Annotated in this window: 24 protein-coding genes and 1 pseudogene; 9 read left to right on the forward strand and 16 right to left on the reverse strand. The window is 70.5% G+C overall.

Translation table 11 applies throughout. The features are described from left to right. Nucleotides 1-480, reverse strand: a pseudogene (locus tag HD596_RS66065) (ABC transporter ATP-binding protein); the annotation flags it as partial. Beyond that, complete coding sequence (locus HD596_RS50980; protein WP_185076593.1) at nt 477-1,424, reverse strand: DUF6282 family protein; 948 nt, start codon at nt 1,422-1,424, stop codon at nt 477-479. The gene HD596_RS50980 and the pseudogene HD596_RS66065, both read right to left, overlap by 4 nt. Nucleotides 1,425-1,737: 313 nt before the next feature. Between HD596_RS50980 and HD596_RS50985 the strand changes: the two genes are divergently transcribed. From HD596_RS50985 to HD596_RS50995, 3 genes are all read left to right on the forward strand, one after another. After that, the gene (locus HD596_RS50985) at nt 1,738-2,118 is read left to right on the forward strand and encodes a peptidase inhibitor family I36 protein (RefSeq protein WP_221519986.1); all 381 of its coding nucleotides are present in this window, start codon (nt 1,738-1,740) and stop codon (nt 2,116-2,118) included. 285 nt (nt 2,119-2,403) lie between these two features. Next, entirely contained in the window at nt 2,404-3,255 is an 852-nt protein-coding gene (locus HD596_RS50990; RefSeq protein WP_185076595.1) for a hypothetical protein, read from the forward strand. Between the two features lie 78 nt (nt 3,256-3,333). Further along, nucleotides 3,334-4,266, forward strand: coding sequence for a TIGR04222 domain-containing membrane protein (locus HD596_RS50995; RefSeq protein ID WP_185076597.1), 933 nt, complete (start codon nt 3,334-3,336; stop codon nt 4,264-4,266). Between the two features lie 134 nt (nt 4,267-4,400). On the opposite strand, the gene HD596_RS51000 is transcribed toward HD596_RS50995, so the two are convergent. Beyond that, nucleotides 4,401-4,589, reverse strand: coding sequence for a hypothetical protein (locus HD596_RS51000; protein WP_185076598.1), 189 nt, complete (start codon nt 4,587-4,589; stop codon nt 4,401-4,403). Nucleotides 4,590-4,626: 37 nt separating this feature from the next. Here HD596_RS51000 and HD596_RS51005 point away from each other — a divergent pair, with 37 nt between their 5' ends. Continuing rightward, a complete protein-coding gene (locus HD596_RS51005; RefSeq protein ID WP_185076600.1) occupies nt 4,627-4,914 on the forward strand; it encodes an ArsR/SmtB family transcription factor in 288 nt (95 codons plus the stop codon). Continuing rightward, nucleotides 4,911-5,297: a VOC family protein gene (locus tag HD596_RS51010; protein WP_185076602.1), complete on the forward strand. Its 387-nt coding sequence runs from the start codon at nt 4,911-4,913 to the stop codon at nt 5,295-5,297. Before HD596_RS51005 ends, HD596_RS51010 begins: the two co-directional genes overlap by 4 nt. Before the next feature lie 182 nt (nt 5,298-5,479). Here HD596_RS51010 and HD596_RS51015 read toward each other — a convergent pair whose 3' ends face one another. Then, nucleotides 5,480-6,334, reverse strand: a complete 855-nt coding sequence (locus HD596_RS51015; protein ID WP_185076604.1) for an NAD(P)H-binding protein — start codon at nt 6,332-6,334, stop codon at nt 5,480-5,482. A gap of 87 nt (nt 6,335-6,421) precedes the next feature. Between HD596_RS51015 and HD596_RS51020 the strand changes: the two genes are divergently transcribed. Together HD596_RS51020 and HD596_RS51025 are read left to right on the forward strand one after the other, a co-directional pair. Further along, nucleotides 6,422-6,877 (forward strand): MarR family winged helix-turn-helix transcriptional regulator, encoded by a 456-nt coding sequence (locus tag HD596_RS51020; protein WP_185076605.1) that lies wholly within the window; start codon nt 6,422-6,424, stop codon nt 6,875-6,877. Between the two features lie 278 nt (nt 6,878-7,155). Next, a complete protein-coding gene (locus HD596_RS51025) occupies nt 7,156-8,001 on the forward strand; it encodes an LLM class F420-dependent oxidoreductase (RefSeq protein ID WP_185076607.1) in 846 nt (281 codons plus the stop codon). A 159-nt stretch (nt 8,002-8,160) separates the two neighbouring features. Here HD596_RS51025 and HD596_RS51030 read toward each other — a convergent pair whose 3' ends face one another. Both HD596_RS51030 and HD596_RS51035 read right to left on the reverse strand, forming a co-directional pair. Further along, entirely contained in the window at nt 8,161-8,787 is a 627-nt protein-coding gene (locus HD596_RS51030) for a nitroreductase family protein (RefSeq protein ID WP_185076609.1), read from the reverse strand. 5 nt (nt 8,788-8,792) lie between these two features. After that, nucleotides 8,793-11,822 carry a CARDB domain-containing protein gene (locus HD596_RS51035; protein WP_185076611.1) on the reverse strand — a complete coding sequence of 1,010 codons (3,030 nt, stop codon included), beginning with the start codon at nt 11,820-11,822 and terminating at the stop codon, nt 8,793-8,795. 86 nt (nt 11,823-11,908) lie between these two features. Here HD596_RS51035 and HD596_RS51040 point away from each other — a divergent pair, with 86 nt between their 5' ends. Next, nucleotides 11,909-12,391, forward strand: a complete 483-nt coding sequence (locus HD596_RS51040) for a hypothetical protein (RefSeq protein WP_246555443.1) — start codon at nt 11,909-11,911, stop codon at nt 12,389-12,391. A 16-nt stretch (nt 12,392-12,407) separates the two neighbouring features. Here HD596_RS51040 and HD596_RS51045 read toward each other — a convergent pair whose 3' ends face one another. The 5 genes from HD596_RS51045 to HD596_RS51065 all read right to left on the reverse strand — a co-directional run bounded on the left by HD596_RS51045 (nt 12,408) and on the right by HD596_RS51065 (nt 19,587). After that, a complete protein-coding gene (locus tag HD596_RS51045) occupies nt 12,408-14,981 on the reverse strand; it encodes an alpha-mannosidase (protein ID WP_185076613.1) in 2,574 nt (857 codons plus the stop codon). Next, nucleotides 14,966-15,646, reverse strand: a complete 681-nt coding sequence (locus HD596_RS51050) for a D-sedoheptulose-7-phosphate isomerase (RefSeq protein ID WP_221519988.1) — start codon at nt 15,644-15,646, stop codon at nt 14,966-14,968. The genes HD596_RS51045 and HD596_RS51050 overlap by 16 nt, the downstream gene beginning before the upstream one ends. Further along, the gene (locus tag HD596_RS51055) at nt 15,639-16,610 is read right to left on the reverse strand and encodes an ROK family protein (protein WP_185076615.1); all 972 of its coding nucleotides are present in this window, start codon (nt 16,608-16,610) and stop codon (nt 15,639-15,641) included. The genes HD596_RS51050 and HD596_RS51055 overlap by 8 nt, the downstream gene beginning before the upstream one ends. A gap of 107 nt (nt 16,611-16,717) precedes the next feature. Then, on the reverse strand, nt 16,718-17,758 hold the full coding sequence (locus HD596_RS51060) for a LacI family DNA-binding transcriptional regulator (RefSeq protein ID WP_185076616.1): 1,041 nt from the start codon (nt 17,756-17,758) through the stop codon (nt 16,718-16,720). Then, a complete protein-coding gene (locus HD596_RS51065; RefSeq protein WP_185076618.1) occupies nt 17,755-19,587 on the reverse strand; it encodes an MBL fold metallo-hydrolase in 1,833 nt (610 codons plus the stop codon). The genes HD596_RS51060 and HD596_RS51065 overlap by 4 nt, the downstream gene beginning before the upstream one ends. 44 nt (nt 19,588-19,631) lie before the next feature. Here HD596_RS51065 and HD596_RS51070 point away from each other — a divergent pair, with 44 nt between their 5' ends. Next, nucleotides 19,632-20,027: a beta-N-acetylhexosaminidase family protein gene (locus HD596_RS51070; RefSeq protein ID WP_185076620.1), complete on the forward strand. Its 396-nt coding sequence runs from the start codon at nt 19,632-19,634 to the stop codon at nt 20,025-20,027. A gap of 16 nt (nt 20,028-20,043) precedes the next feature. Here HD596_RS51070 and HD596_RS51075 read toward each other — a convergent pair whose 3' ends face one another. The 5 genes from HD596_RS51075 to HD596_RS51095 form a co-directional block, all read right to left on the reverse strand. Next, nucleotides 20,044-21,747, reverse strand: a complete 1,704-nt coding sequence (locus HD596_RS51075; protein WP_185076622.1) for an alpha-amylase family protein — start codon at nt 21,745-21,747, stop codon at nt 20,044-20,046. Between the two features lie 29 nt (nt 21,748-21,776). Next, nucleotides 21,777-22,604 (reverse strand): carbohydrate ABC transporter permease, encoded by an 828-nt coding sequence (locus HD596_RS51080; RefSeq protein WP_221519989.1) that lies wholly within the window; start codon nt 22,602-22,604, stop codon nt 21,777-21,779. Beyond that, a complete protein-coding gene (locus HD596_RS51085) occupies nt 22,601-23,533 on the reverse strand; it encodes a carbohydrate ABC transporter permease (protein ID WP_221519990.1) in 933 nt (310 codons plus the stop codon). Before HD596_RS51085 ends, HD596_RS51080 begins: the two co-directional genes overlap by 4 nt. A gap of 1 nt (nt 23,534) precedes the next feature. Next, on the reverse strand, nt 23,535-24,926 hold the full coding sequence (locus HD596_RS51090; RefSeq protein ID WP_185076624.1) for an ABC transporter substrate-binding protein: 1,392 nt from the start codon (nt 24,924-24,926) through the stop codon (nt 23,535-23,537). A gap of 321 nt (nt 24,927-25,247) precedes the next feature. Next, nucleotides 25,248-25,427, reverse strand: coding sequence for a hypothetical protein (locus HD596_RS51095; protein ID WP_185076626.1), 180 nt, complete (start codon nt 25,425-25,427; stop codon nt 25,248-25,250). Between the last annotated feature and the right edge of the window lie 55 nt (nt 25,428-25,482).

The following is a 25,482-nucleotide window of genomic DNA, read 5'->3' on the forward strand; positions in this document are numbered from 1 at the left end:
CATGAGCAGCGTCTCGGGGTCGCCGGCCAGCATCCTGGCCAGGCTGACCCGGCGGCGCATCCCGCCGGACAGCTCGCGCGGGTAGTGCCGCTCGAACCCCTCCAGGCCGACCTTCTTGATGAGCTCGGCCGCGCGTTCCCTGCGCGGCCGCGCGGGCACGCCGCCGATCTCCAGGGGGAGCTCGACGTTGCGGTGGACGTCCCGCCACGGCATGAGCGTGTCGGACTGGGTGAGGTATCCCAGCTGCGTACGGGGGCCGGAGACCGGCTCGCCGCGGTAGGCGACCTCGCCCGCGGTCGGCGCGGTGAGACCGGCCATCAGGTTGAGCAGCGTCGACTTGCCGCAGCCGCTGCGGCCGAGCACCCTGACGAAGCTGCCCTCCGCGATCTCCAGGTCGAAGTCACGCAGCGCCACGATGCCGACCTCGCCCTTGACGAACTGCTTGGCCAGCCCGCTCACCTTGATCACCGGACCGCTCATTCGGCACCCGCCGGCCTGTCCGCTCGTTCCGCGCCCGCCAGCCGGCGGGAGTTGACGACGGCCATGGTGCGGACGTCCTCCTCGGTGAAGCCCTCGGCGAGCAGCCGGTCGGCCAGCAGGGCGAGACCGTCCTCCACGGGCGGGTTGAACGGCTGGCCGAGGTCGCTGGAGAGCACCGAGTGCTCGGGGCCCACGGCGGCGATGTGCTCGAACCACGTCTCCCAGGAGACCTTGCCGGAGTGGGGCGTGGTGAAGCAGCGTTCGAGCAGGGCGCCCTTGGCCGCGAGCGCCCGCTGGCGGTCGATCGCGACCCGCTGGGAGGTGAACTCCGGATGGGTGATCACGATGCGCCGGACGCCCTCCGCCACGGCCGCGTCCACCACGACGTCGATCTCGTCCGCGCTGAGGTGGCCGGTGGCGAGCGTCATGTCGTGCCCGGCGATCAGCCGCAGCACCTGCCGGGTCCGCTCCAGCACGGCGCCGTCGGGCCCCACGACGTCGACCGGATCGGCCGCCATCCCCGCCTCCCGGAGCTCGGCCTGCAGGCGGGCCCACATGGGCGGCGTGGCCCCCTCGGGGTCGGCGGCCGTGCAGGCCCGCTGGTTGGCGCTGTCGACGGTGGGCAGCCACACGACCTGCGCGCCGCCCCGGGCGGCGATCTCGACGGCGACGGGGTTCATGCCGCCCACGGACGCGTTCAGGGTGATCGCGCCGACCGCGCCGAACCCGGGCACCGCCGCCCGCACCACCGCGGCCCGCTCCGTCGTGGGGACGTAGTGCGACTTGAGCACGAACCCGGCCAGCCCCACCTCCGCGAAGCGCCCCGCCAGGGTGAGGTCGTCCGTCCGCCTGCGCATCACATCGGGTGCCACGTGGATGTGGATGTCGTAGGCGCCCGCGACGAGCTCACGGGCTCGGGCGGAGGGCTTGGGATGGTCCGCCATGCGTGGTCCCCCAAATGTCGTTGGTCATCTCGGGAACCAGATTGTTTACAATATCGACGACAACCGTCAAGGGTACGCCCCGGAACGCCTTGATCACGGCGCTCTGCCCAAACACTAGGCCCTATTGTTAACAATTTCGGTGCGATGACACCCACCCACACGTCCCGCTATGACGCGGCCGCCACTTCTTCCCGACCGCGGGTCCGGATCTTGTATCCGCCAGGTAGACGCGCTTCGTGTCGGATCTGTTACAGGCTGTGATCGAGCTGTCCTGGAAGCCCTCCAGGCTGCACCGACACGAGGAGAAACCGTAATGAAGTCGACCACACGCGGCATGCGCATCGCATCGGTCACCGGCAGCGTCGCCCTCGCCATCCTGGCTTGTGCCGCCCCCGCCACGGCGGCAGCCCCACCCGTCTCCGGGTCGGCCCGGGCGGGCGACATCTGCCTGTGGAGCGGGCGGGACTACACCGGCTCGTCGTGGTGCTGGAACCCGGGGAACGGCTACGTGGACGTCCCACCGGCCCTGCACGACAACGTGGGCTCCTTCATGGCGCATGCCGACGGATGTTTCATCAACTGGATCCACGTCCCTGACCGCAAGGAGACCCGCGTCGTGCGGGACGGCGACTACCGCAGGGTCTACAAGAACGACTTCGGCGGCAAGATCGACGCGGTGGCGCCCCGCTGCTGAGCCCCTGAGCCGAGCCGGACACGCGGGCCCCCGGGCGCACGCGGCGCGCGAAGCGAAGGGGCCCGCGATCCGGCACCCTCGGGCACGGCTCGTTGACTGGAGCGCGGAATCCGCTGCTGTCCTCGGACGGCGATTAGGGTTGCCGGTACGCGCGCCGAAAAGGCGTCATGACATCACCGGCTGGAGGATGGGGCGTCAGTGGGAACGAATTCGCGCGTCCTGCTGGCGGGCGCCGTGGAAAGCGTCATCACCGAGCGGGACTATTCGCTCGTCCTGGACCCGGAGATGGCGGAGCACGCCCGCCGCCTGGCCGCCTCCTTACGGGACGATCGGCCGGACGTCGAGTCCCTTTTCACCTTGGCGCAGTTCATGTGGCACCGCTTCCGCGCCCTCGGCCCGAAAGGCCGTGGCGAACGAGATATCGCGTTCCAGTTGTACGCCCGCTGCCTGATCCACGGCGACAAACCATTGCCGCGGGGAATCATGCGCGACATCGTCCCCATATCGATCGACCTGGCCATCGATTTGCTGCGGCAATCCGCCGAGGCTCGCAAACCCCCTCCCGCGGACAAAGTCGTCGACGCGTGGCGGCGCCTCGAGAGCGTCACCTCCCACGAATATCCGGAACGGGCCCTGGTGCTGGCCAATCTGCGTATCGCGCTCCTGCTGCGGTACGGGACGACCCTGGACACGGCGGATCTCGACGAGGCGATCAGCGCCATCCGGCAGGCCGTGGAGGCGGCCGCCGACGACGATCCCGACCGGCCCCGCTATCTCGTCTACCTCGGTGAGACCCTGCTGATGCGGATCAAGCAGAGGGAGGCGCCCCCGGACGTCTCGGAGATCATCGACGTGTGGCGGGAGGCGCTGCGAGTCCTGCCCGAGGATTCTCCCGACCGGTTGACGGTGCTCGGCCGGCTCGGTGTCGCGTTGCTGATGCGGTTCACGGACGACGAAACCGAAACGCTGGCGGACCTCGACGAGGCCATCGCCATCTTCCGGCAAGCGGTGCAGGCCGCTCCGGTCGGCCATCCGGACCGGGACAAGTACATGTCCAATCTCGGCACCGCCTTGGAGATCCGGGCCGAGGTGACCGAGGATCCCGCCGATCGCGAAGAAGCCCGGAAATCTAAATGAGCAGAACGAAACCTTTATGGTCTCCGTACGCGTCTCTCAGATAACCAGCCTCATCGGCTGCACGGAGGGGAGGCCGTAATGGACCTGGTCCTGCTGATTCTCTCGGTGGCCCTGGCGGCGATCGCCGTCACCATCGCCTTCGCGATCAAACGCGAGCACGCCGCCACCCGGGCGGCCGCGGCCGGATCCCACGCTCGCGAGCTCGACCATTACGAGCTCGCCTATCTGGCGGGCGGATCCGAGAAAGTGGTCGACACGGCCATCACGCTCCTGGCCGAAAACGGAGAGCTGCGCGTGTCACGGGGGCCGCGCTTCTACACCGTCTCCAAGCAATCCGCCACGAACGATCCTGTCGAGCGGGAGACTCTGACCGCCGTCGCGGCGAACGACGGCCCGTCAAGGTTCCTGGTGAGCCGGGCCGTGGGCGTCGGCCCGGCCATGAAGGAGCTGGAGCGCCGTGTCGCCGAGCTGGGCCTGATCGTGACCGAGGCCCGTCTCACGCGGCTTACGCGGCTGGCCCGCGGGCTGCGGGTGATCGCCGTCCTGGCGGTCGCGGGAGTCGTCGCAGGGGTGGTCGCACTCGCCACAACCCCGACGCTGTTCCCGCTGCTCACCCTGCTCGTCCTGGCGGCCACCGGGATCAGCGCGGTGGCCGTGCTCGCCGGCGACAGGAGGTTCAGGCGGGGCAGGCTCACGGCCGACGGCGCGGCGGAGCTGGACCGGGTACGCAAGGCGCACCCCGCCGGCTCGGGAAACGGGCCGGTTCACATCGCGCTGTACGGTCACTGGGCACTGCGCGACACGGACCTGAGCAGGGCGCTGGACACCTACGTCCCGCGGACCGCGCCTCGGCGCAGGCCACGGTCGACGTCCGCCAGCAGCAGCAGCGGCACCTCTTACAGTGGCTGCGGCGGATCGGCCAGCAGCGGGTCGGGCTGCGGCAGCGGCTCCTCGGGCTGCGGCGGCGGTTCCGGCTGCGGAGGCGGCGGTTGCGGGGGCGGCGGAAGCTGACCCACCCGAGCCGAACGGCGGGGCCGGGTCCCGAGACCCGGCCCCGCCACGGAATCGATCTCCGGAGCCCGGCCCTCGTTGTGGCTACCGGCCGATCGCTCGTCGGCGCACCAGGGCGGCGCGCGGCGAAGGGGTCAGCTCCAGATCGGGAACACGAACCTGCTGATCGCCACGCTCACCGCTTTCCACACCGCGGTGAGCATGTGCTCGCCGGTCCTCATCGTCACCTGGCCGTTCCACGCCGAACCGCTACGCCCACCGCCCAGTTCGATCACGAGGGTGACCTGCGCAAGGGCCGGCCGTACGCAGCGTGACACCGCCACATTGACAGGCAAGTGACGACTTGCCTATCATCGCCGCATGGGCGACATCTTCAAGGCCCTGGCCGACCCCACCCGGCGCACCATCCTCGACGAGTTAACCGAACACGACGGCCAGACCCTGTTCGAGATCTGTGTCCGCCTGACGGGCCGGCATCAGCTCAGCCTGACCCGGCAGGCCGTGTCCCAGCATCTGGCCGTGCTGGAGGAGGCCGGGTTGATCACCACCCGCAAGCAGGGGCGGTACAAGTTCCACCACCTCGACACCACTCCCCTGGCCGCCATCTTCGAGCGGTGGCCGATCACCAGAAAAGGACAGACCCCGTGAAGATCTACATCACCAGCGTGTTCGTGGACGACCAGGACAAGGCCCTCGCCTTCTACACCGACGTGCTCGGCTTCACCAAGAAGCACGCCATCCCGCTGGGCGAAGCCCAGTGGCTGACGGTCGTCTCGCCGGAGGACCCCGAGGGCACGGAGCTGCTGCTGGAGCCGGACGGGCACCCCGCAGTCGGGCCCTACAAGAAGGCGCTGGTCGCCGATGGCATTCCGGCCGCCTCGTTCCAGGTCCCGGACGTCCAGGCCGAGTACGAGCGGCTGCGCGGGCTGGGAGTGACGTTCACGCAGGAGCCGCTGGCGGCAGGGCCGGTGACCACGGCGGTCTTCGACGACACCTGCGGGAACCTGATCCAGATCGTGACCCCGGCCTAGAGGTGCTCAGTCAGGATCGGGCGAGGTGACAGGCTGCCGGCACGACGGGCAGCGGCCGAGAATGAACGCGGGCAGGGGGCGGGCGCACGAGTGTCGCCGCCGTCCGTATGGCAGCGCTCCAGCCGCGTCGGACATCGATGCCACCTCCGACCTCCGCGAGCGGTGACGGAGGCAGACGCGGATCAGGCGGCCAGGAAGGCGCCGGCGTTACGTGCGCACCAGGCGGCGAAGGTGCGGGGCTTGCGCTGGAGCAGGCGCTCCACGGTGTCGGTACGGAAGCCGGCGGTGTCGGCGCGCATGAGATGGAATCCCTCGATCACAGCCTCGGCCAGCGCCGGCGGTGCCCCGTTCGGGAATCGGAAGGCGACGGCCTCCTCCGCCGTGGTCACCTCGCGGACCGCGATCTCCCGGCCGGCCGCAGCGGCGAGGATCTTGACCTGCTCGCTGACGGTGAACAGCTCCTCGCCGGTGAGGACGTACTCCTGACCTTGGTGGCCGTCACCGGTGAGGGCCAGGGCCGCGACGGCGGCGATGTCGGCGGGGTCGATCGGGGCATATCGTCCGGGACCGGCCGGATCGAGGACGTAGCCCGCCTCGCGGATGGTGGGCAGCCAGTCGAAGGCGTTCGTCATGAAGCCGCCGGGCCGCAGGAAGGTGGCCGGGATGCCGGAGGCGCGGATGGTCTGCTCGCGTTCGTGGTGCCAGCGGCCCATGGCGGGCATGGGGTCGCCGAGCACGTTGAACGAGGACAGGTGCACGATGTGGCGCATCCCGGCGGACCGGGCGGCGGCGACGGCGTGCCGGGTGTGGTCGAGGCCGATGCCGGGGGTGAGCAGGAACAGCCGGTCGGCTCCGGCGAAGGCGGGCGTCAGCGTCGCCGGGTCGTTCAGGTCCCCTACGACCCGTTCGGCGCTCTCGGGCAATGCGGCGGCGCGGGCCGGGTCGCGGACCAGGACGCGGAACGGCACGCCGGCCTCGTCCAGCTCGCGGACGAGCTCGCGGCCGACGTTTCCGGTGGCGCCGGTGACCAGTATCATGAGAACCCCTAAATCGTGTACCGGTTAATGATCGAGGGGAACGTTAACCGGTACACGATCTGCTGTCAATCACCGGAGGTCCTCGAGGTGCCCGAATTCCTGGACGTGCACAGCAAGACGTCGAAGGCGCTGCGGGCGGCGGCAGAGGCGGCCGTGCGGCGCCACGGGCTGCACCTGGGGCAAGATCACCTTCTCGCGGTGCTGTGGCAACAGGACGGCCGCACCCCGGGCGAGGTCGCCGCCGCGCTGAACGTCACCACCCCCAACGTGGTCAAGGCGGCCACCCGGATGGCGGCGGCGGGCCTGCTCACCCGGCGTCGCGACGACCGGGACAACCGTCTGGTCCGGCTGTGGCTCACCGACGCCGGACGCGCCCTGCAGGCGCCCATCGAGAAGGAACGGCGTCTGCTCGAAGAGCAGATCACCGCCGACCTCACCGAGGCGGAACGCGTACATCTCCTCAGCGCGCTCAGGAAGATCCACCGATCGGCGAACGCCCTGCTGCAGGCTCCCGCCGACCACCGCGGCCCGGACACCACCTGACGCCCGGCGCGGTGTGACCGGAGCGGACGGCCAGTGGGCGGCCGCGAGCGTCAACGCGGCGGCGGCGATCCCACCACCAGATCATGGGCCGCCCGGATGCTTCGCCTGGCCGGCGCCGAGCGGCGGCAGCCCGTCCATCGCACCCGCGCCGAAGACGCTCACCGCAGCTCCGCGCCGGCTTCGTCGACGGCCCCGGCGGGCATGCTGGACTTCCCCTGGGGAGCCCTTGCCAACCTCCGTTCAGCCCAGGAGCAGCGGGGCTGAGTTACTTTCGCGATATGCGCTTCGCGATCAAGACTTCGCCACAGAACACCACGTGGCCGGCCATGCTCGCCATGTGGCAGGCCGTCGACGAGATGGACGTCTTCGAGTCGGCCTGGACCTCAGACCACTTCTACCCCGTCCACGGCGCCGGGCCCGCCACGCCCCGCCTCGAAGGCTGGATCACTCTGGCCGCCCTGGCCCAGGCGACGCGGCGCATCCGCCTGGGCACCCTGGTCACCAGCGTCCACTACCGGCATCCGGCCGTGCTGGCCAACATGGCCGCCACCCTCGACATCGTCTCCGGTGGCCGGCTGGAGCTGGCCGTCGGCGCAGGCTGGAGCGAGGAGGAGTCCGCCGCCTACGGCATCGAGCTCGGCACACCCCGGCAGCGCAGCGATCGCCTGGAGGAGGCCTGCCAGGTGCTGATCGGACTGCTGTCGCAGGAGACCACCACACTTCACGGCGAACATTTCCAGCTCACCGCCGCCCGCACCGGAAGCATGCCGGTCCAGCGGCCCCATCCGCCGCTCGGCATCGGCGGCAGCGGCGAAAAGCGGACGCTTCGTACCGCAGCACGCTATGCCCAGCACTGGAACTTCGACATCGGCCCGATCGAGCAGTTCCGCCGCGCACGCGAGGTGCTTCACTCACACTGCGCCGACGTGGGCCGGGACCCGTCCGGCATTCGGATTTCCTGCCAGGTGCGCCATGACGGCGACCCGGCCGCGACGGCCGCTGCCGCGCACGCGTTCGCCGAGGCCGGAGCAGACCTCGCGATCGTCTACCTACGACCGCCCTACCACCCATCAGTGCTGGAACCGCTGGCGGCAGCCCTGCAAACGAGCTGGCCGACGGTCTGAAAGGACGGCGCCGCTCGGCCCGCCCGCTGCTGGAAAGAACGACGACAGAACCGCGACAGGGGCACTGCGACGCGCCACCGCGGACCGGCAACCTGTGCGATGCCGGGTGAACGGATGAGGCGGGCGACTCCCCGCCGCCCGCAGGTCACGGCGGCGTCCTCAGGACGGGTGAGGAGACGTTCCCGACGTCGGACCGCCCCACGAGCCGCGGTGCACGACCTCCTCCAGCGGCCTCCTGCCGCGCTTCAGCGAGGGCGAGCGCTTGTCCTGCGCCCGGTATCCCATGCTGATCACCCCGATCGGCGTGTACGCCTCCGGCACCCCGAACGCCTCCTTGAACGCCTTCGTCCGCTCCCCCGGCGGGATCCCGAAGAAGCAGGCGCCCAGCCCCTCGTCGACGGCGGTCAGCAGCATCAGCAGCGAGGCGAACCCGGTGTCGATGTCCCAGTACGGCACCGGCCAGCGGGCCTCGTCCCTGTCCTCCCAGCCCTTGTCGCGCTCGGCGTACCGGTCGAGGTAGGCCTGCTTGTGCGACAGGGCGACGATCAGCAGCGGCGCCCGCCGCAGCCCCACTCCCCACTCGGAGTCGTCGGTGGACGCCTCCCAGAACCGCTCCCGGTCGGCCGGATCCTCCAGCACCAGGAACGCCCAGCCCTGGCTGAACCCGGCGGAGGGCGCGTGCAGCGCGTTGCCGAGGATCCGGTCGACCACGGCGGCGGGCACCGCACGGTCCGGGTCGTAGTTCCGGACCATGCGGCGCCGCCGTACCACCTCTTGAAACTCCATAAGGGTCAGTATCGCTCGGCGACCCCCGTGTTGATCTCGACGAGGGCCACCATCGCGTCCGTGACGCCGATGAGGTTCGGGTCGGCGAGGGTCCGCTGCGCGTGCTTGGCGGCCTCGCCGACCGTGTGCAGGTGCAGCCGCTCGATCGTGATCGTGCGGACGGCCGTCGCCGCGTTGATCCGCCTGCTGCCCAGGTTGAAGTACGTGGTCAGCAGCTCGGCGCGGAGGTTGCGCGGCGGCAGCAGCGGCAGCGTGAACGCGGCCGCCACCTCGTGCTGGGACAGCTGGCCGTCGGGCGCCGAGCCGTCGATCCCGTCGAAGCGGGTGTCGGTGGCCTGGACCCTGGCCAGCAGTTCCGAGGTCCGCATCGAGGGGAAGGCCAGCCAGATGCCCTGCGGGCGCGGGTCCCGGCTCGGCGCGGTCTCGGTCACGGTGCTGGTGGAGGTCGCCGTGGCCGGGGTGTAGGAGCAGCCCTTGGCGTTGCCGTAGGAGACCTGGGACTGCCCCGTCAGCACGGTCCCGCCCACCACGAGCAGGCTCGAACGGCTGCTGAAGGCCACGGTCGTGGTCGAACCGGCCGCCAGCGTGCCCAGGCTCCAGGTCAGCGTGCCACCGTTGACCGCGCCCGGCTTGGGGCCCGCGCCCTTGTCGAGGGCCGTGCTGTAGTACACCTCGGGCGGCAGCTTGTAGGTGAGTTCGGCTCCGGTGGCGCTCGCGCCTCCGGTGTTCTTCACCGTCAGCGTGGTCGTCACCGCCTCGGCCGCGCCGGCGGTGGGCGTCGCGCTCGCCGCCAGGGTGAGCTTGGGCGCCTTGACCGCGGTCGAGGCCTTGCCGGTGTTGTCGGAAGTGTCGTCCTCCGCGCCGCCTGCCACGTTCTTGCCCTCGACGGTGGCGGAGTTGGTGACCGTGGCGGCGTCGTCGGTCGCGCACGGGATCGCGTAGGTGAAGGTCTCGCTGCGGCTCGCCCCGGCGGCCAGGTCGGGCAGGTCGCGGGTGACGGCGGTGCCGTCGGGCAGCGTGTCGGTGAGCTTGACGGACTTCGCCCCGCCCTTGCCGACGTTGTCCACCTTGACCGTGTAGGTGAGGGTGTCGCCGGGCTCGGCCGACTCCTTGTCGACGGTCTTGGTGGTGGCCAGGTCCGGCGTGTAGAAGTCCTGGAAGCCGGCCTCGATCTTGGCCGCGGTCACGAAGTCGATCTCACGGCCGGACTCCGCGCCCGCGCCGGGCTTGGAGATGTCGAGCTTCAGGTGTCCCCAGTCGTCGTAGTCGGTGAGGATCGGGTCGCGGCCCGTGTCGTCGCTGCCCGCCAGCGGCGTCGACTGGCAGGTGTTGTCGGGCCCCTGGATGATCGCGTCGTTGAACCGGAGGTCGTCGCCCATCCTGGCGGAGTCGACCGTCTTGTTGGCGCCCGCCAGGACGCACACGTCGTCCTCGGAGTTGATGTCGGCCGCGATCGTGGGCGGGTCCTCCGTCCCGTTCACGTTCCAGTCCAGCCAGTCGACGGCCGGGTCGACCGGGCCGTACTGCTCCGGCCGGCTGGGGATCTTCCAGCGGGCGTAGTCGTCGCCGGGGCCGATGGCCTTGCTCTCGTCGAGGTGGTCGCGGTCGAGCCGGGGCATGCCGCCCCGGCTGTAGTCCAGGCGGCGGGGCGCCGGGTCCAGGCCCGTCGGGATGCCGGCCGGCTCGTAGGCGTAGTTCATGATGCTGAGGTAGTTGGGCTTGTAGTTGGTCCGGGTGTCGCCGCCGTGGGCGAGCCCGAGCGCGTGTCCCAGCTCGTGCATCAGCGTGCCGGCCTGGTCGCGGGCCGTACCGGAGAGGACGACGTCCGGACCGCTGCCCACCTTCATCAGCTGGATGTCGTCGGAACCCTTCTTGACCTTGCTGTTGCAGACGTGGTCGGCGCCGACGCCGATCCGGCTGTCCTTGCGGAAGTCGTCTCCCACCACGGCGGAGTCCAGCTTGCCGTCCGGGCCCCCGTCGACGCACCACGTGCGCCACTCGCCGAGCGTGACGATGAAGTCGCGGTTGCCGCGGCTGGGGTCGCAGCACTGGCCGGAGGTCGCGCTGCCGGCGGTGAGGTCGTGGGCGAAGATCGTGTAGTGCGCGTACGGCGCCAGCTCCCTGGGCAGGTCGGCCGCCCTGGCGTTGGCGAAGGCGGTGTCCTTCTCGGTCATCACGGCCTGTTCCGGAATGCCCGTGCCGACGATCGGGATGAAGTCCACCCCGTCGTCCAGCGGGACGCCGTAGGGGCAGGGCTGGGTGGCCCTGACCGGGCCGTCCTCGAAGGCGCGCCTGAGCTCCTGGAGCGCGGCGTCCTTGGGCCGGTGGGTGTGCTGGGCGTCGCCGGTCATCCAGTCGATCCACACGATGACCGTCTTGCGGCAGGGGTTGGCGCCCAGCTGCTTCAGGTCGAATCTCATCGAGTCGTCGGGGTTGCGGATGCCGAAGCGCTCGATGACGTCGGGGATGCCGTCGCCGTCGATGTCGGGCAGCGGGCCGCTGGTCCGCTCGATCTTGAAGCCGATCCCCGCCCGCTTGCCGTCGTGCGCGTTGGGGAAGTTGGGGTCGCCGTCGCCCTCCACGTAGGTCTGGCCCGGCGTGAGCAAGTCGCCGGGGTCGGTCCAGGTGCCGGTGCCGATGTCGTACTGGAGCTCGAGGTCGTCGTCCTGGTTCTGCGGGCTGATGTCCAGCTTGTCGTCGCCGCCGTTGAGGCCGCCGTCCTCGTCCCAGAGGCGGATGAGGATCGGCACCTTGGTGGTGTCGTCCGGGACCTGCACGTCCTGGGTGAAGATCCACGGAGGGTCGAACACGCTGGGATCGAAGTCGTCGTCCTCCACCGCGTCCCTGCGCTGCAGGTCGCCGTTGCCGATGCGGATCTCGGGGAAGTAGTTGCCCGTGCCGTTGTCGGGGCTCTCGATCTGGTGGATCTTGTTGATCGTGAGCCGGAGCGTGACGCCCGTACTGGCCTGGGCGGCGGGCGCGCCGACCACCACCAGGCTGAGCGCGATCAGGGATAACACTGTGAGTAAGCGCATGCTGCCACGATGAAGCGACCTCGCGTGGGCGCACATGAGTAAGGTCTACTCAGAACCAGGAGCGCCTCACGCTCGTCATACCCATCATGATGAAGCTCATGATCGCCGTGGCCGCCACCCTGACGCTCGCCGCCACCCCCGCCCTCGCCCAGACCAAGCCCGTTCTCGGTCCGAACGGTTTCGGCGGGTTGAAGCTCGGCATGTCGCTCAAGCAGGCCAGGGCGACCGGCACGATCACCAAGAAGATCGACGGCGGCGCCGACGGCTGCTCGGGCTGGGACCTGAAGAAGTACCCGACCGGCAAGGACGCCGTCGGCCTGTACATCTCGCCGAAGCTGGGCGTGGCCGCCTTCTTCGCGCCCAAGTCCGCCAAGACCTCCGAAGGGGTGGCGATCGGGACGTCCACGTCGCAGCTGAAGAAGGTCTATCCGCGGCTCAAGCAGGACACGCACGGCTTCTGGGTGACCGCCGTGCCGGGCAACAAGAAGGCCTACTACTCCTTCACCGTCCAGCACGGCAAGGTCAAGGAGTACGGCATGGCCCTGAAGAAGCAGGACTGCTTCAACTGAGCGGCGAGCCCCGGGGTCACCACGCTTCCACCGTGAACGCGCCCTTGCGGACGCTCAGCTCGACCAGGTCCGTCTCCACGGCGGAGAGCGGGTCGTCGAGCGGGATCCGGAACGTGCGGAGCTGGCCCGGCCCGAAGTCCGCCGTGAGCCTGATCCGGGCCGCCGGGATGTCGAGGACCGCCACGGCGGGCCTGCTCGTGGTCTCGACGGCCCTGACGACCAGGTCGCGCGGCGTGTCCTCGTGCAGCTTGACCGCGGTCACCATGACCTGGCCGCCGCCGTCGTCCAGGTAGCCGCGCGCCGCGGGGAGCGGCCCGTCGTGGAAGCTCTCCAGCATCGCGCGCACCGGGGAGCCGAGCAGCGCGGCGCGGCGGGTGAGCCCGGCGGCGCGCCAGTCGCCCGCGTGCGGCACCAGCAGGTACGTGAACCGCTGCACCCCCTGGTCCTGGTACGCGTAGAAGCCGTCCGGGTCGAGCAGCCGCGGGTCGTGCCAGGCGTAGACCGGGCTGCGCACGGCGGTGATGCCGATGCTGTGGCCACGTCCGGGGGCGGGGCCGGGGGAGGGCGGGGAGACGTCGTAGCCGTGCTTGGCGTTGTTCACGACGGCCAGCCCCGCACCGGCTCCGGACAGGTCGACCCACGACTGCGCGGGCTCTTCCGCGCCGTCGATCGGCCTGGTCAGGTGGCCGAAGGGGATCTCGTACGTGGCCACCGGGCTCTCCAGCGCGACCGGGAAGCGCAGCTTCATCAGGTGGGCCTTCTCGCGCCAGTCGAGCGTGACCCGTACCTCCACCGCGTCGTCCCCGACGCCCAGGATGAACTCCTCGGCCATCGTGGAGCGGCCCCACTCGCGCTCGACGCGGATGCGGGCCCGCAGCGGGCCGCTCTCGCGCAGCACCACGCGGGTCGTCCGCATCGCCTCGCCCGGCCAGTCGTAGGACACGACGCGGTGTCCCCACGTGTCGGTCGGGTCCGCGCAGATCTGGGTGTGCTCGCCCTGCGCCCCGGCCACCAGGTCCACGCCGGTGCGCTTGTCGAGCAGCGCGGCCAGCCAGCCGGTCTCCGGGTCGATCTCCAGGCGGAGCACGTCGTTCTCGATGTGGTGCGCGGAGGCGGTCAGGCCGCTCGTGTACGGCGCCTCGCCCTGGCGGAGCCGGTAGAGGCGGTAGCCCAGGGCGGGCAGCTCCGCCTGGAAGACGGTGGCGCCGCGCCCCTTGTCGTCCGTGGTGGCGACCGACTGGGTGCGCTGGCAGGGGACGTCCCGGCCGTCGGCGTCCACGACGCGCACACCGGTGGGCGCGAGGCCGTACTGCATCTCGACCCGGGTGGTGACCGGCCACGGGTGCGGGTTGAAGACGACCACCGGCTGGGTGCCGTCCTCCTGGGGGATGGCGATGTCGCGGGCGATCACGTTGTGCGCCCTGGTGATGATCCGCTTGGAGATCGCGACGGCCTCGCCGAGCTGGTCGCGGGCGTCGTCGTAGGCGGGCTCGATGGCCGAGCCGGGCAGCACGTCGTGGAACTGGTTGAACAGCACCTGCTTCCAGGCCCGCCCGAGCTCCTCGCGGGCGTCGTGGCCCGCCACGGCGGCCCAGCGCTCGGCCGACAGCAGGGCCGCCTGCGCCCGGCGCTGCCACTGCTTGATGCCCGAGTGCGAGGAGTAGCAGCCGGCCGCGTGGTGCTGCAGGTCGTCGCGCCAGACGGGCAGCTCGGCCAGGCCCTGTTCGCCCAGGCGCTTGGCGATCTCGTCGAAGTAGCGGCGCGGCGAGGACATGGTGAGCTCGCCGAACGTGCCCATCGCGTCGTAGCGGTGGATGGAATCGATGTTCGCCTTGGTGGGGCCGCCGCCGTGGTTGCCCACGCCGTAGAAGATCATCAGGTCGCCGAGCGAGCGGTCGAGCTGGCCGAGCGCCTTCTCGGTCTGGCCCGCGACCTCGCCGGGCGGGCTGCAGTACTCGAACGGGATCCGGTACGCCAGCACGCGGCTGCCGTCGCGGCTCTCCCACCAGAACAGCGTGCCGGGCAGCTCGCTCTCGTGCGGTCCCGGGCGCAGGAAACAGTAGGAGTCCATGCCCTGGCCGCGCAGGATCGCGGGCAGCATGGCGTTGTGGCCGAACGGGTCGACGTTCATGCCGACCGTGGCGGTGACCCCGAACTTCTCCTTCAGGTAGCGCTGCCCGTACAGGCCCTGGCGGGCGAACGACTCCCCCGACGGCAGGTTGCAGTCGGGCTCCACCCACCAGCCGCCGACGTTGACCCAACGGCCCTCGGCGACCCTGTCGCGAATGCGGGCGAACAGCTCGGGATCCGACTCCTCCACCCACGACAGCAGGACGACCTGGTCGCAGGTGAAGACGAAGTCGGGGTACTCGTCCATGCGGTGGATCGCCGACCAGAACGTCGCCCGCGCCTCCTGGTAGCCCTCCTGCCACGGCCACAGCCAGACCGGGTCGAGGTGGGCGTTCCCGATCATGTGCAGGGTGCGGTCGGGGGTGGCCGCCGGCCTCGGCGCCCTCGGGAGACCGCGCGACCGGCTGCCGGAGGGGGCGTTCGACATGGGGGCCAGCCGGCTGTTCATGCGGCCGCCCATGCGTCGACCTTCTCGCTGATCATGTGCAGCATCAGTGTGTGGATCTCCTGGATGCGCGGGGTCTCGGAGGAGGGCGACAGTAGAAGGCGGTCGGCGAACTTTGCCGCGGCGCCGCCGTCGCCGCCGCCGAACAGTACCGTGACCGCGCCACTGGTCTGAGCGGCTTCCAGCGCGCTGACCACGTTCGGGGAGTTGCCGCTGGTGGTGAACGCGGCCACGACGTCGCCCGCGTGGACCAGGGCTCTGATCTGCCTGGCGAAGACGTCCTCGTAGGAGTAGTCGTTGGCGATGCAGGTCATGACGGTGGCGTCGGTCGTGAGCGTCACGGCGGGGAGCGGGCGGCGGTCGCGCTTGTAGTGGCCGACCAGCTCGCCGGTGAGGTGCTGCGCGTCGGCCGCGCTGCCGCCGTTGCCGAGGGTGTAGAGGGTGCCGCCCCGGGTGAACGCCTCGATGAGCAGGTCCGCGGCGGCCTCCACGGCCGGCAGCAGCGCCGTCAGGTTCCGGGCGGCGCTGATGTGGGCCTCGACCTGCTCGGCCAGCACGGAGGCCAGCCCCGTGTCCGGGGTGGAGGCGCGCCCGTTCGGGACGGCGTCGCGGAGGGACGGATGCCGGGAGATGGGGATCGCCTCCGATGGGGACGCGGGCAGGTAGATCGGGTCAGGCATGGGACTTCCCTGAGGCGACAAGGTCGTGGGCCACGGCGCCGGCGCCCACGACGCCGACGCCGGCGCCGAGCCGGGACAGCTCGATGCGGGCGGTGCGGGCGGCGGGAGGCATGGCGTCCCGGGCGACGGCCGCGCGGACGGGGTCGAGGAGCCGGGCGCCGGAACGGGTCACGCCCCCGCCGAGGACGACGAGCTCCGGCTCGAACGCGTTCACGAGGTCCGTGATCGCGCTGCCGAGCGCCCATGTGGTCTCGTTCCACACCTCGGTCGCGAGCGCGTCACCCGCCTCGGTGGCGTGGAAGACGTCCTCGGCCGTCGGGAGCTCGATCGCGGAAAGGGACGAGGCCCGGCCGGCGGCGATGGCCTCGCGGGCCCGCTGGGCGATGGCGGTGCCGGACGCGTACGCCTCCAGGCAGCCCAGGCGGCCGCACGAGCACCTGCGCCCGCCCGGCCGGACCATGACGTGTCCCAGCTCGCCGCCGTTGCCGGCGGCGCCCCGGTGCAGGCGGCCGCCGATGACGGACCCGCCACCGACGCCCGTCGAGATCGTGAGGTAGAGCATCGTGGCGGTGCCGCGGCCGGCGCCGTACCGGAACTCGCCGAGGGTGGCGGCCGTGGCATCGTTCTCAAGCGCGCAGGGCAGGCCGAACTCCTGCGCCGCCATCTCGCCCACCGGGACGTCGATCCAGCCCGGCAGGTGCGGCGGGCATTCGAGCACGCCGGTCGTGGTGTCCAGCGGCCCGCCGCAGGAGATGCCGACGGCCGCCACGTGGGGCGGCCCGGCCTCCGCGACGGACTTCCTGCCCAGGTCGAACAGCCTGGCCAGGACCGGCAGCGGCCCCTCCTCCCTGCGGGTGGGGGTGACCTGCCAGCCGTGGATCCGCCCGTCGCCCGTGACCACACCTGCGGCGAGCTTGGTGCCGCCGATGTCCAGTGACAGAACGGGGGGAAGATCGTGCTCCATGGGACCTCCGGAGGGAACGAGCGCCACGCAAGGCTTGTGACATCGTTCCCACACGGGATCCTAGGGCGCGCTTTCCGTACGGGTCAACGCGCCGGATGAGAGAAATGTCAGATCATGGGGGGCGGTGCGGTGGATTCGCGGACGACGAGCCGCACCCCCAGCACGGTGGTGACCGAGTCGGCGTCGGGCAGCTCGATCCGCTCGTCCAGCCTGCGCACGGCGGTCGCGCCCAGGTTGAACGTGTCCTGCGCGACGGCGCTGACCTGGGGCGAGACCATGCTCATCCACGGCGCGTCATCGAAGGCCACGAGGCTGATCTCCTCGGGCGCCCGCAGCCCCAGCTCGCCGATCGCCCGCCAGACGCCCTCGGCGAGCACGTTGTTGGCGGCGAAGACGGCCGTGGGCCGGTCGGGCCCGGACAGCATGTCGAGCGCCCGGCGCCGCGAGTCGGCCACGTCCCAGCCCGACGCGACGACCAGGTCGGGATCGACCTTGACGTCGGCCGCGCCGAGCGCCTCCAGGTAGCCGTGGTAGCGCTCGTAGCCGGTGGTCCAGTCGGTCTCGTCGATGAACAGCGCGATCCTGCGATGGCCCAGCTCGACCAGGTGGTTCGTGGCGGTGCGGGCGCCGACGCGGTTGCCGACCACGACGCCGTCGGTGGAGCCCGCCGCGAACTGCCGGTCCACCTCGACGACCGGGATGCCGTGGGAGCTCAGATAGGTGGACACGGCCGGGGAGTTGGGCGTCACGATCGCCCCGGCCACCCTGAGCGCGACGAGCGCCTCGGCGGCCTCGCTCTCCGTCTCGGCCGACAGGCTCGTGTCCGCCAGCACCATCGTGTAGCCGCGCTCGCGGGCCTCCCTGCTGGCCCCCGCGGCCAGCTCCGCGTAGAAGGAGTTGCGCAGGTCGCTGACCAGGACGCCGACCGACCTGCTCACCTGCTGCTTGAGCGTGCGGGCCATCACGTCGGGCACGTAGCCGAGCTCGGCCGCCGCCCGCAGGACCCGCTCGCGTACGTCGCTGGCGGCGTATCCGCGCCCGGTCAGGGCCCGCGAGACGGTGGAGCGCGAGACTCCGGCGGCCTCCGCCACGTCCTTGATCGTGGGCCGCCTGGAACGGCCGAGGGGGCTGCGCCGCTCTGTGGTCATCGAATCCCTTCCCCGACCACGTCGACCAGCGCCTCCGCGTGCTGCCCGAGGCGCAGATCGCCGATGGTCAAGTCGACTGCGAGGCGAACGCGGCGTCGCGGCACGACGTCCGCGCCAAGACGGAGATGTACCTGCTCCATACCCCCTCCTGGAAGCCTTAGCGTCACAGGTCCCGGTTCGCGGCGCCAGCCCGGCGGGACGACCGGCTCGACGGTGGCCAGGGCCTTGTCCGGCCACGGGTTGCGCACGGTGACCGTCAGCGTGAGCTCGCCGCCCGCCGGGACGCTCGCGTAGTACGGGGTCAGGCGGCACAGGACGCCGTCGGCCCCCAGGTCGAGACGGTCGAGCGGGAGCAGGTCGTGGTGGAGGGCGACCAGCTCCTCGCCGCGCTCGGTCATCATGTGCAGGTAGTCGTCGTCCACCCAGCGGGGCCGCCAGTGGCCGCTGACCATCAGGTCCGGGCGCAGGCGCCGGTAGAGAGCGGCGCTCTTCCGGTAGTCCTCGATCTGGAACCGGTTCTTGTACTGAAAATTCAGGATCTCCTGGCGTTCATCCGGGATGCCCATCCCGTCCTGCTGGTCGCCGGTGACGAGCACCCGGTGCCCGTCCACCTGGAACTCGTACGCCGCCGCGAACAACGTGTGCCCCGGCAGGTCGTGCACGGTGATCTCGTACTCGCGCCAGCGCACCGTCTCCCCCAGGCCGAGCACCCGGTCGGCGGGGATGGGCTCGAACCACTGGCACGGCAGGTCGTGGTGGAGCGGCGTGGCCAGGATGGGGGCGATGTGGGACGGCGCCCAGATCTCGGTGCCCTCGACGTCGCGCAGCAGCGGCATGCCCGCCACGTGGTCGTCGTGGTAGTGGGTGGGCAGGGCGACCTCGACGCTCGTGACGCCGTAGTGCTCGCGCAGCGCGGGCAGGGAGGCCAGCCAGGGGCGGCGGGCCGCGCGGGAGGTGTTGTGCACGAGGCCGGTGGACATGTCGTACCCGAAGTCGAACACCATGGCCGCGCCGGACTCCGACAGCAGCACGTAGCTGTAGGACTGGCTGCTCCGGTTCATGAGCAGGTGGGAGGTCACCTGGATGAAGGGGTTGGCCAGGAGCCCTTTGACGTCCCAGGGGTGGGGGCGGCGGAAGTCGACGTAGCGCTGCATGGCGGTGGAGAGCCGCCCGAGGGCGTCCTGAGGGTCGGTCATCGGCTCGCCGTGCGACGGCAGTAACACCTCGACCTCCTCCCGCCGCAGCAGCTCGGAGCTGAGGATGACCATGGCGGGGCCCTCGTTCTCGGTGTACGACCACTGGGTGGCCGCCAGCGACCACACCTTTCCGGGGGCGTAGATCAGATCGCCGGTGAAGGCGACCTGCCCGACGATGTACGTCACGGACCCGGGGGTGTGCCCTGGGGTGGGCAGCACCCGTACGTCGATCCCGCCGTAGCTCGCCGTCCGGTATTCGGGCACGACGCCGTCGACCGGCACGGGGTCGAGCACCGAGAACCGGTCGTCGCGCAGGTCGTAGTCGTTGCTGAGCTGCCGGCCCGCCCACATCTCGTCGACCCGCTCGAACAGGTCGCGCTCGACGGGCGGCACGTGGACCCGGACGCCCGCCTCGACGGCCCTGTGCAGTCCTTGGGCCTGGTCACGGTGGTGGTGCGTCATCAGGACGTCGGTGAGACGGTCGAGGCCGAGCTCGTCGAGCAGGTCCAGCACGCGGCCCGAACCGAAGTCGACGGCGATCCCCGTGCGTTCGTCTCCTCCGGCGGGAGCCACGATGACGTAGACGTTGCAGGTGTCCGCGATGCGGAACACACCGGGGAGAACTTCGGTCACATGGGGGCTCACAAGGCGCGATTCTATCCGGTATCGTTCCCACAATGGATGCCCTGGACTGGCTCGTTCCCCTGCCCAAAAAGGCCGTCCTCGGCCGCTCGCACGTCGATCTGACCAGGTGCCGGATCCAGGGCGCCCCCGCCGCCGCCACCGCCCTGACCGCCTTGCGCACCGCCCTCACCCCGGCCCCCGCCGGGAGCGTGGTCGTCGAGGTCCGCATCGACGCCGGGGCCGAGCTGCCCCCCGAAGGCTACACGCTGACGGCCGGCGAGACCGGCGTGGTGATCGTCGGGGCGGACCCCGGTGGCTCCCTCCTCGCGGCCGAGGGCACGTCAGCCGCCGTCGAGCAGGCGCTCGCCCGTGCGGAGGCGCACGAGGCGAACGTGCTGCGCGGCGTGATCCCGCCGTTCGTACGGGCCGTGCTGGAGCGCACGGCCTGACACACGTCCCCCTGTATTACGACCGCCACCAGTTCGCCACGAGCCGCAGGTCCTCGCTGGTGATCGGCTCGCCGGAGTTGTCGATGGACTCGACGTAGTACAGGGCGGGCACGCCGAGCGCGGGCTGCGCCTCGGCGTACGCGAGCCAGTCCGCCCTGCTGGGCATCGGCCACTGGTCGGTGTCGATCAGGTGCCCCGGCATGGCGCGGGTGGCCACGGCGTGGCGGAAGCGGAGCTGGTCGACGGCGGGGACGGGGTCGCCGTGGGGGTCGAACTCGAGCACGTCGTTGAGCCGGATCATGTCGCTGACGTCGCCGAACGCCGGGTGGGGGGTGTGCGTGACCATGAGCGCGTCGGGTTTGACGCTCTTGGCGGCCTCGTACATGGTCCTGAGCAGCTCGTGCAGGAGGGAGAGCCCCCAGGTGGTCCCGTACGACTTCAGGTGCGACCCGCTGGGGAACCACTGCGTGAAGTCGATCTTCAATCCGTCGGCCCCGAGGTCGCCGAGCAGCCTCTCCATGATCGTACGGATCCTGCGCCGGTAGGCCGGGTTGGAGGGGTCGGCGGCCACGGGACGGCCGCCCGCGTCCGTCACGCACTCCTCGGCGGGCAGCCCGTCGGGCGCCCACGCCCGCCACCACAGCAGCACGCGCTGCCCGCGCGCGTGCCTGGCGGCGATCCACTCCCCTAATCCCGGCCACTTCGCCGGATCGGGCGCCGGGTCGCCGTACGCGAGCTGCCACCGGTCGTCGATCACGATGGTCCCGGGCACGATGCCGTGCTCTTCCAGCCTGGACAGCCAGCCGTCGTAGAGCTCCTGCCGGGCCAGCTCGGTCGGGGATACGCCGTCGGCCCTGGCGCACTGCGCGCCCCAGCCGCAGAAGATCGGCCTGCTCCACCACTCGTGCCGCGCGCCGGCGGAGGCGGCCAGGCCGTGCGCGAGCAGGTCCTCCCGGTGGTGCGAGATCGCCTCCCACGGCGACGCCGCAGCGCGGAACACGACGGCCGGGGAGCGCCAGGTCCCGTTCACCGAGGTGTGGCACTCGTAGTCGAGGCGCAGCAGCGCCCCGCCGTCCAGCGGCTCGTACGCGAGCTCGGTGAAGGTCAGGTCCGCGATGCCCGCGCGTACCGAGGCGCCCAGCCAGGGACCGCCGGGCACGGCGGTGGCCCCGTCCGGCTCCTCCTTGCAGAAGGCCAGCACGAGCGGCGGCGGCGAGAAGACCGCGTGGAGGCGGCCCGGCGAGGCGTCGCCGATCACGGTGAGCGCGAGCGGCACGGAGACCGGCCGCACCACCTGCACGGGGTGGGTGGGCGTGGGGTTGAAGACGCCGCGCGCGTGCAGTCCCGTGCGGAACGTGCCCGCCGCCCGGGTGTTGAGCACGGCCCGCCCGCCGAGCAGCGTCACGTCGCCGATCAGGCCGCGGCCCTCGACACGCACCTCCACCGCGATCGTCTCGGGAGTGCAGGTCAGCCGGACGGTCTTCGCCTCCCACCCGGTCGAGCGCTGGGGGAAGTCGAAGATCGCCTCGCCTTCGCGCTCGGCGAGCACGGGCGGCAGCGTCTCGTACGTCTCGTCGCGCCCGCCCGCGGTGTCGACCGAGGCGATCAGGCTGAGTGTCATCCAGCCTTCCAGCTCGGCGCTGGGGTCGGTACGCGAGACCGTCAACCGGTACGAGCCGGCGTCCAGGTAATACGCCTGGTCGGTGGTGGTGATCCGCATGGTTCAGCCGGAGTTCCGGTGGAGGTGGCTCATCCCTTGCTCCCTGTGGTCGCGATGCCCCTGATGAAGTGCTTCTGGCCGAGGAAGAACAGGACGATCATGGGGATCGTGGTGATCACGCTGGCGGTCATGACGATCTCCCAGTGCCACTCGCCGCCGAACCCGAACTGGTCGAGCAGCGCCTTCAGCCCGCGCGGGACGGTGAACGTGGTGGAGTCGCGCAGGTAGATCAGTGGCCGCATCAGGTCCGTCCAGGCCGCCTGGAACTCGAAGAGCAGCGTCACCGCGACCGCGGGCCGGCACAGCGGCAGCGCGATCCGGGTGAAGATCTTCCAGTTGTTCGCCCCGTCGATCTTGGCCGCCTCGAACGGCTCTCGCGGCAGCCCCATGAAGAACTGCCGCAGCAGGAAGATGTAGAAGGCGCTGCCGAACAGGTTCTGGGCCCACAGCGGGGTGAGGGTGCCGACCATGCCGAGCGAGTTCCAGATGAGGAACACCGGGACCATGGTGACCGCGCCCGGCAGCATCATCGTGGCCAGGAGGATCCCGAACAGCACTCCCCTGCCGGGGAAGCGGAAGTAGGCGAACCCCCACGCCACCATCGCGCTGGTGATCGTGACCGTCACCGCCGCCAGCACCGTGACCAGCAGCGTGTTGGCCATCCAGAGCGCGAGCGGCGCCTCCTGCCACACCTTGATGTAGTTGTCGAGGATGAACGTCTCGGGGATCAGCCGGTGGTCGAACACCTCGCCGCGCGGCTTGAAGGAGGCGCTGAGCAGCCAGACGAAGGGGTAGATGAAGGCGACGGTGAACCCGCCGAGCGCGGCCCACGTCAGGATCCGCCTGGCCCGCCTCACGGCTTGCCTCCTTCGTAGTGGACGTAGCGCCGGGTCACGAGCATCTGGACGCCGGTGATCGCCATGATCACGATGAACAGCAGCCAGGCGAGGGCCGAGGCGTAGCCCATGTGCAGGAACTCGAACGCCTGCTGGAACAGGTAGATCGCGTAGAACAGGGCCGCGTCGTTGCTGTAGGTGGTGTTGCCCGCGCCGAAGAAGGCGGTGTACGCCTCGGTGAACGACTGCAGGGCGTTGATGCTGTTCACGATGAACAGGAAGAACAGCGTCGGGCTGATCATCGGCACGGTGATGCGCAACGTGCGCCGCCACCAGCCGGCCCCGTCCACGAGCGCGGAGTCGTACAGCTCCTGGGGGACGCCGCGCAGCGCGGCCAGGATGATGACGATCGAGGAGCCGACGGTCCACAGGCTCATCAGCACCAGGCCGGGCTTGATCCAGTCGGGGTCGGTGGTCCAGGCGGGCCCGTCGATGCCGAAGAGGCCGAGGAAGCCGTTGATCAGGCCGTTCTGGCCGTTGAACAGCATCAGCAGCAGGATGCCGATCGCGACCGGCGGCGTCATCTTGGGCAGGAAGAAGGCCGTGCGGAAGAAGCCGGTGGCCTTCGTGGCGCTGTTGAGCAGCAGCGCCAGGGCGAGCGAGACGACGAGGTGGGCCGGGACCGACATCGCGGTGAACACGGCCGTGTTCCACAGCGCGAGCCCGACCTTCGGGTCCTCGAAGAGCTGCTTGTAGTTGTCGAAGCCGACGAACGACGGGTCGTTGATGACGTCGTAGTCGGTCAGCGACAGGTAGGCGCTGTTGATGACGGGCCACGCGGTGAAGATCAGGAACCCGATGATCCAGGGGCTGATGAACAGCAGGGCCGCCCGGGTGTCCTTCCACCGCATGGTGCGCCAGAAGGACACTTTGGTGTGGGAACGGGACATCTCAGTTCGTACGCTTCGTCCAGCCGGCCCAGGCCTTGTCGAGCGCGGCCTGGGCGTCCCGCTGCGCCTTGTCGAGCGCCGGCTGCGCCTTGTCCTGGCCGTTGAGCACCCGGTTCACCGCGTCCTGCCAGGCCGTCTTGAACTCCTTGTCGGCCGGGTTGGCGGGGAGGCTGAAGGTGTGCTTGTTGGCCTCGTAGAACGCCTTCACGCCGGCGTCCCAGACGGGGCCGCCCGAGGTGAGCATCTTCTCGATCTCCGCGTCGGCCTGGACGTTGCCGGTCAGGATGCCGGTGAACGGCTTGCCCTCGGCCTTGCGCTTGTCCACCCGCACCTGGGCCGCGGCCTTCCAGGTGTCGACGAGCGTCATGGTCTTGGCGAACCGGCAGGCGGCCGCGGCGTTCTTCGACCCCTTCGGGATCGCCCACGCCGAGCCCGAGGAGTAGGCCAGCGGCTGGCCCTGCGGGGTGCGGAAGGTGTCGAAGACCAGGGGCGCCTTGGGTGAGACGTCGTTGAGCACGTTGACGTACCACTGCTCCATGGGCATGGCGCCCAGCTCGTCCTTGGCGAACTGGTTGCCCTTGCCGAAGAAGTCGGCGGAGTCGCGCAGGGCCTTGACCTTGGCGAAGCCGCCCTGCGCGTCGTAGATGCCGACCGCGAACTCCAGCGCCTTGACCACCTGCGGGCTGTTGAGCTGCGCCTTCTTGCCGTCGGCCGACAGCAGGTCGGCGCCGTTGGCCTTGGCCCACAGCGGCAGGAACTCCGGCAGTTTGCTGTCGTAGCCGATCACCTGAAGCTTGCCGCCCGGCGCCTTGTACAGCTTCCCGGCCGCGGCGGTGATCTTGTCCCAGCTGGAGCCGTTGACGTCGTCGATCGTCAGCCCGGCCTGCTTGAGCAGGTCGCCGTTGGCCATGGTGATCTGGACCTGGTTGAACTCGGGGATGGCCCAGACCTCCTGGCCGAACGTCACCTGGCCGAGCGCGCCCTTGTCGTACATCGAGGTGTCGATCTGCTCGCCCTTGATGCACGAGGTCAGCGGGATGATGGCGCCCCGGGAGGCGAACGTGCCGATCTGGTCGCGGTTGGCGTAGACGATGTCCGGCGGGTCACCGGCGGCCACCGAGGAGAGGAACTGCTGGATGTCGAGGTCGCCCTCGATCAGCTTGATGTCCGCGCCCCCGAGCGCCTTCTTGGCCAGGTCGACGCGGGTCGACCCGATCTCGTCCGTCGCACCGAAGCCCATGACGGAGATGGTGCCCTGGTACGTGGCGCTGGGGTTGAACTGACCCGCCGACGGGGTCGCGGACGTCCCGCCGCCGGTGCCCTTGGCGCATGAGGTGAGGGCCAGTGCCAGTGACACCGACAGAAGGGACCAGCGGACGAGTGGGGTTCGCATGGGGGGAATCGCCTCCGGCAAGCCTGATGACGGCCACCAATGTGGCAACGTTCACACATCTGAGAACGTACCCATACCGCCGAAACCCCGTCAACCACTCGAATCACAGCGTTTCAGTGTCGTTAATTTCGGTCCGGCGGTGTGAGAACGTGCATCCTTTTCCCAGAATCCCGTCCCATACACGCCGACAGCTCGGTGTGGTCGTCGTGAGGATCCACCCCCGGCGATCAACGCACCGGCAGGCAGCTGTGGCGACCGGTCAGACCGGTCGCCACAGGCCGGCCGGTCATTCTGCCGGGCTGATCCGGTGCCGGGGGCGGGTCACCAGCTGCCGGTGGCGCCGCCTCCGCCGCCGCTGCCGCCGCCGAAACCGCCGAAGCCGCCATCGCTGTCGGCCGCGGCGGGTCCCGCGATCGCGAGCACGGCGCAGGCGGCCAGCGCCACCGCGCCCACGACGATGCGCCGCAGTCCCCGGGTGCCGGTCCTGTCGTTGTCCTTCATCGGTCCTCCTCGGTCGGGTCGGTTCCGGCGCCCATTGTGGGCAGGATCGGCCGCC

Source organism: Nonomuraea jabiensis, assembly GCF_014204795.1.
Taxonomy (GTDB): Bacteria; Actinomycetota; Actinomycetes; order Streptosporangiales; family Streptosporangiaceae; genus Nonomuraea; species Nonomuraea jabiensis.

What these genes read in the sequence shown, in the direction of transcription:
- HD596_RS51075 (WP_185076622.1), bottom strand. Translation starts at nt 21,747, where the DNA reads ATGCGGATCACCACCACCGACCAGGCGTATTACCTGGACGCCGGCTCG.
- HD596_RS51045 (WP_185076613.1), bottom strand. Translation starts at nt 14,981, where the DNA reads ATGGGCGGCCGCATGAACAGCCGGCTGGCCCCCATGTCGAACGCCCCC.
- HD596_RS51055 (WP_185076615.1), bottom strand. Translation starts at nt 16,610, where the DNA reads ATGGAGCACGATCTTCCCCCCGTTCTGTCACTGGACATCGGCGGCACC.
- HD596_RS51040 (WP_246555443.1), top strand. Translation starts at nt 11,909, where the DNA reads ATGATGAAGCTCATGATCGCCGTGGCCGCCACCCTGACGCTCGCCGCC.
- HD596_RS51030 (WP_185076609.1), bottom strand. Translation starts at nt 8,787, where the DNA reads ATGGAGTTTCAAGAGGTGGTACGGCGGCGCCGCATGGTCCGGAACTAC.
- HD596_RS51035 (WP_185076611.1), bottom strand. Translation starts at nt 11,822, where the DNA reads ATGCGCTTACTCACAGTGTTATCCCTGATCGCGCTCAGCCTGGTGGTG.
- HD596_RS51005 (WP_185076600.1), top strand. Translation starts at nt 4,627, where the DNA reads ATGGGCGACATCTTCAAGGCCCTGGCCGACCCCACCCGGCGCACCATC.
- HD596_RS50990 (WP_185076595.1), top strand. Translation starts at nt 2,404, where the DNA reads ATGGCGGAGCACGCCCGCCGCCTGGCCGCCTCCTTACGGGACGATCGG.
- HD596_RS51090 (WP_185076624.1), bottom strand. Translation starts at nt 24,926, where the DNA reads ATGCGAACCCCACTCGTCCGCTGGTCCCTTCTGTCGGTGTCACTGGCA.
- HD596_RS51025 (WP_185076607.1), top strand. Translation starts at nt 7,156, where the DNA reads ATGCGCTTCGCGATCAAGACTTCGCCACAGAACACCACGTGGCCGGCC.
- HD596_RS50980 (WP_185076593.1), bottom strand. Translation starts at nt 1,424, where the DNA reads ATGGCGGACCATCCCAAGCCCTCCGCCCGAGCCCGTGAGCTCGTCGCG.
- HD596_RS50985 (WP_221519986.1), top strand. Translation starts at nt 1,738, where the DNA reads ATGAAGTCGACCACACGCGGCATGCGCATCGCATCGGTCACCGGCAGC.
- HD596_RS51095 (WP_185076626.1), bottom strand. Translation starts at nt 25,427, where the DNA reads ATGAAGGACAACGACAGGACCGGCACCCGGGGACTGCGGCGCATCGTC.
- HD596_RS51085 (WP_221519990.1), bottom strand. Translation starts at nt 23,533, where the DNA reads ATGTCCCGTTCCCACACCAAAGTGTCCTTCTGGCGCACCATGCGGTGG.
- HD596_RS51070 (WP_185076620.1), top strand. Translation starts at nt 19,632, where the DNA reads ATGGATGCCCTGGACTGGCTCGTTCCCCTGCCCAAAAAGGCCGTCCTC.
- HD596_RS50995 (WP_185076597.1), top strand. Translation starts at nt 3,334, where the DNA reads ATGGACCTGGTCCTGCTGATTCTCTCGGTGGCCCTGGCGGCGATCGCC.
- HD596_RS51060 (WP_185076616.1), bottom strand. Translation starts at nt 17,758, where the DNA reads ATGACCACAGAGCGGCGCAGCCCCCTCGGCCGTTCCAGGCGGCCCACG.
- HD596_RS51050 (WP_221519988.1), bottom strand. Translation starts at nt 15,646, where the DNA reads ATGCCTGACCCGATCTACCTGCCCGCGTCCCCATCGGAGGCGATCCCC.
- HD596_RS51015 (WP_185076604.1), bottom strand. Translation starts at nt 6,334, where the DNA reads ATGATACTGGTCACCGGCGCCACCGGAAACGTCGGCCGCGAGCTCGTC.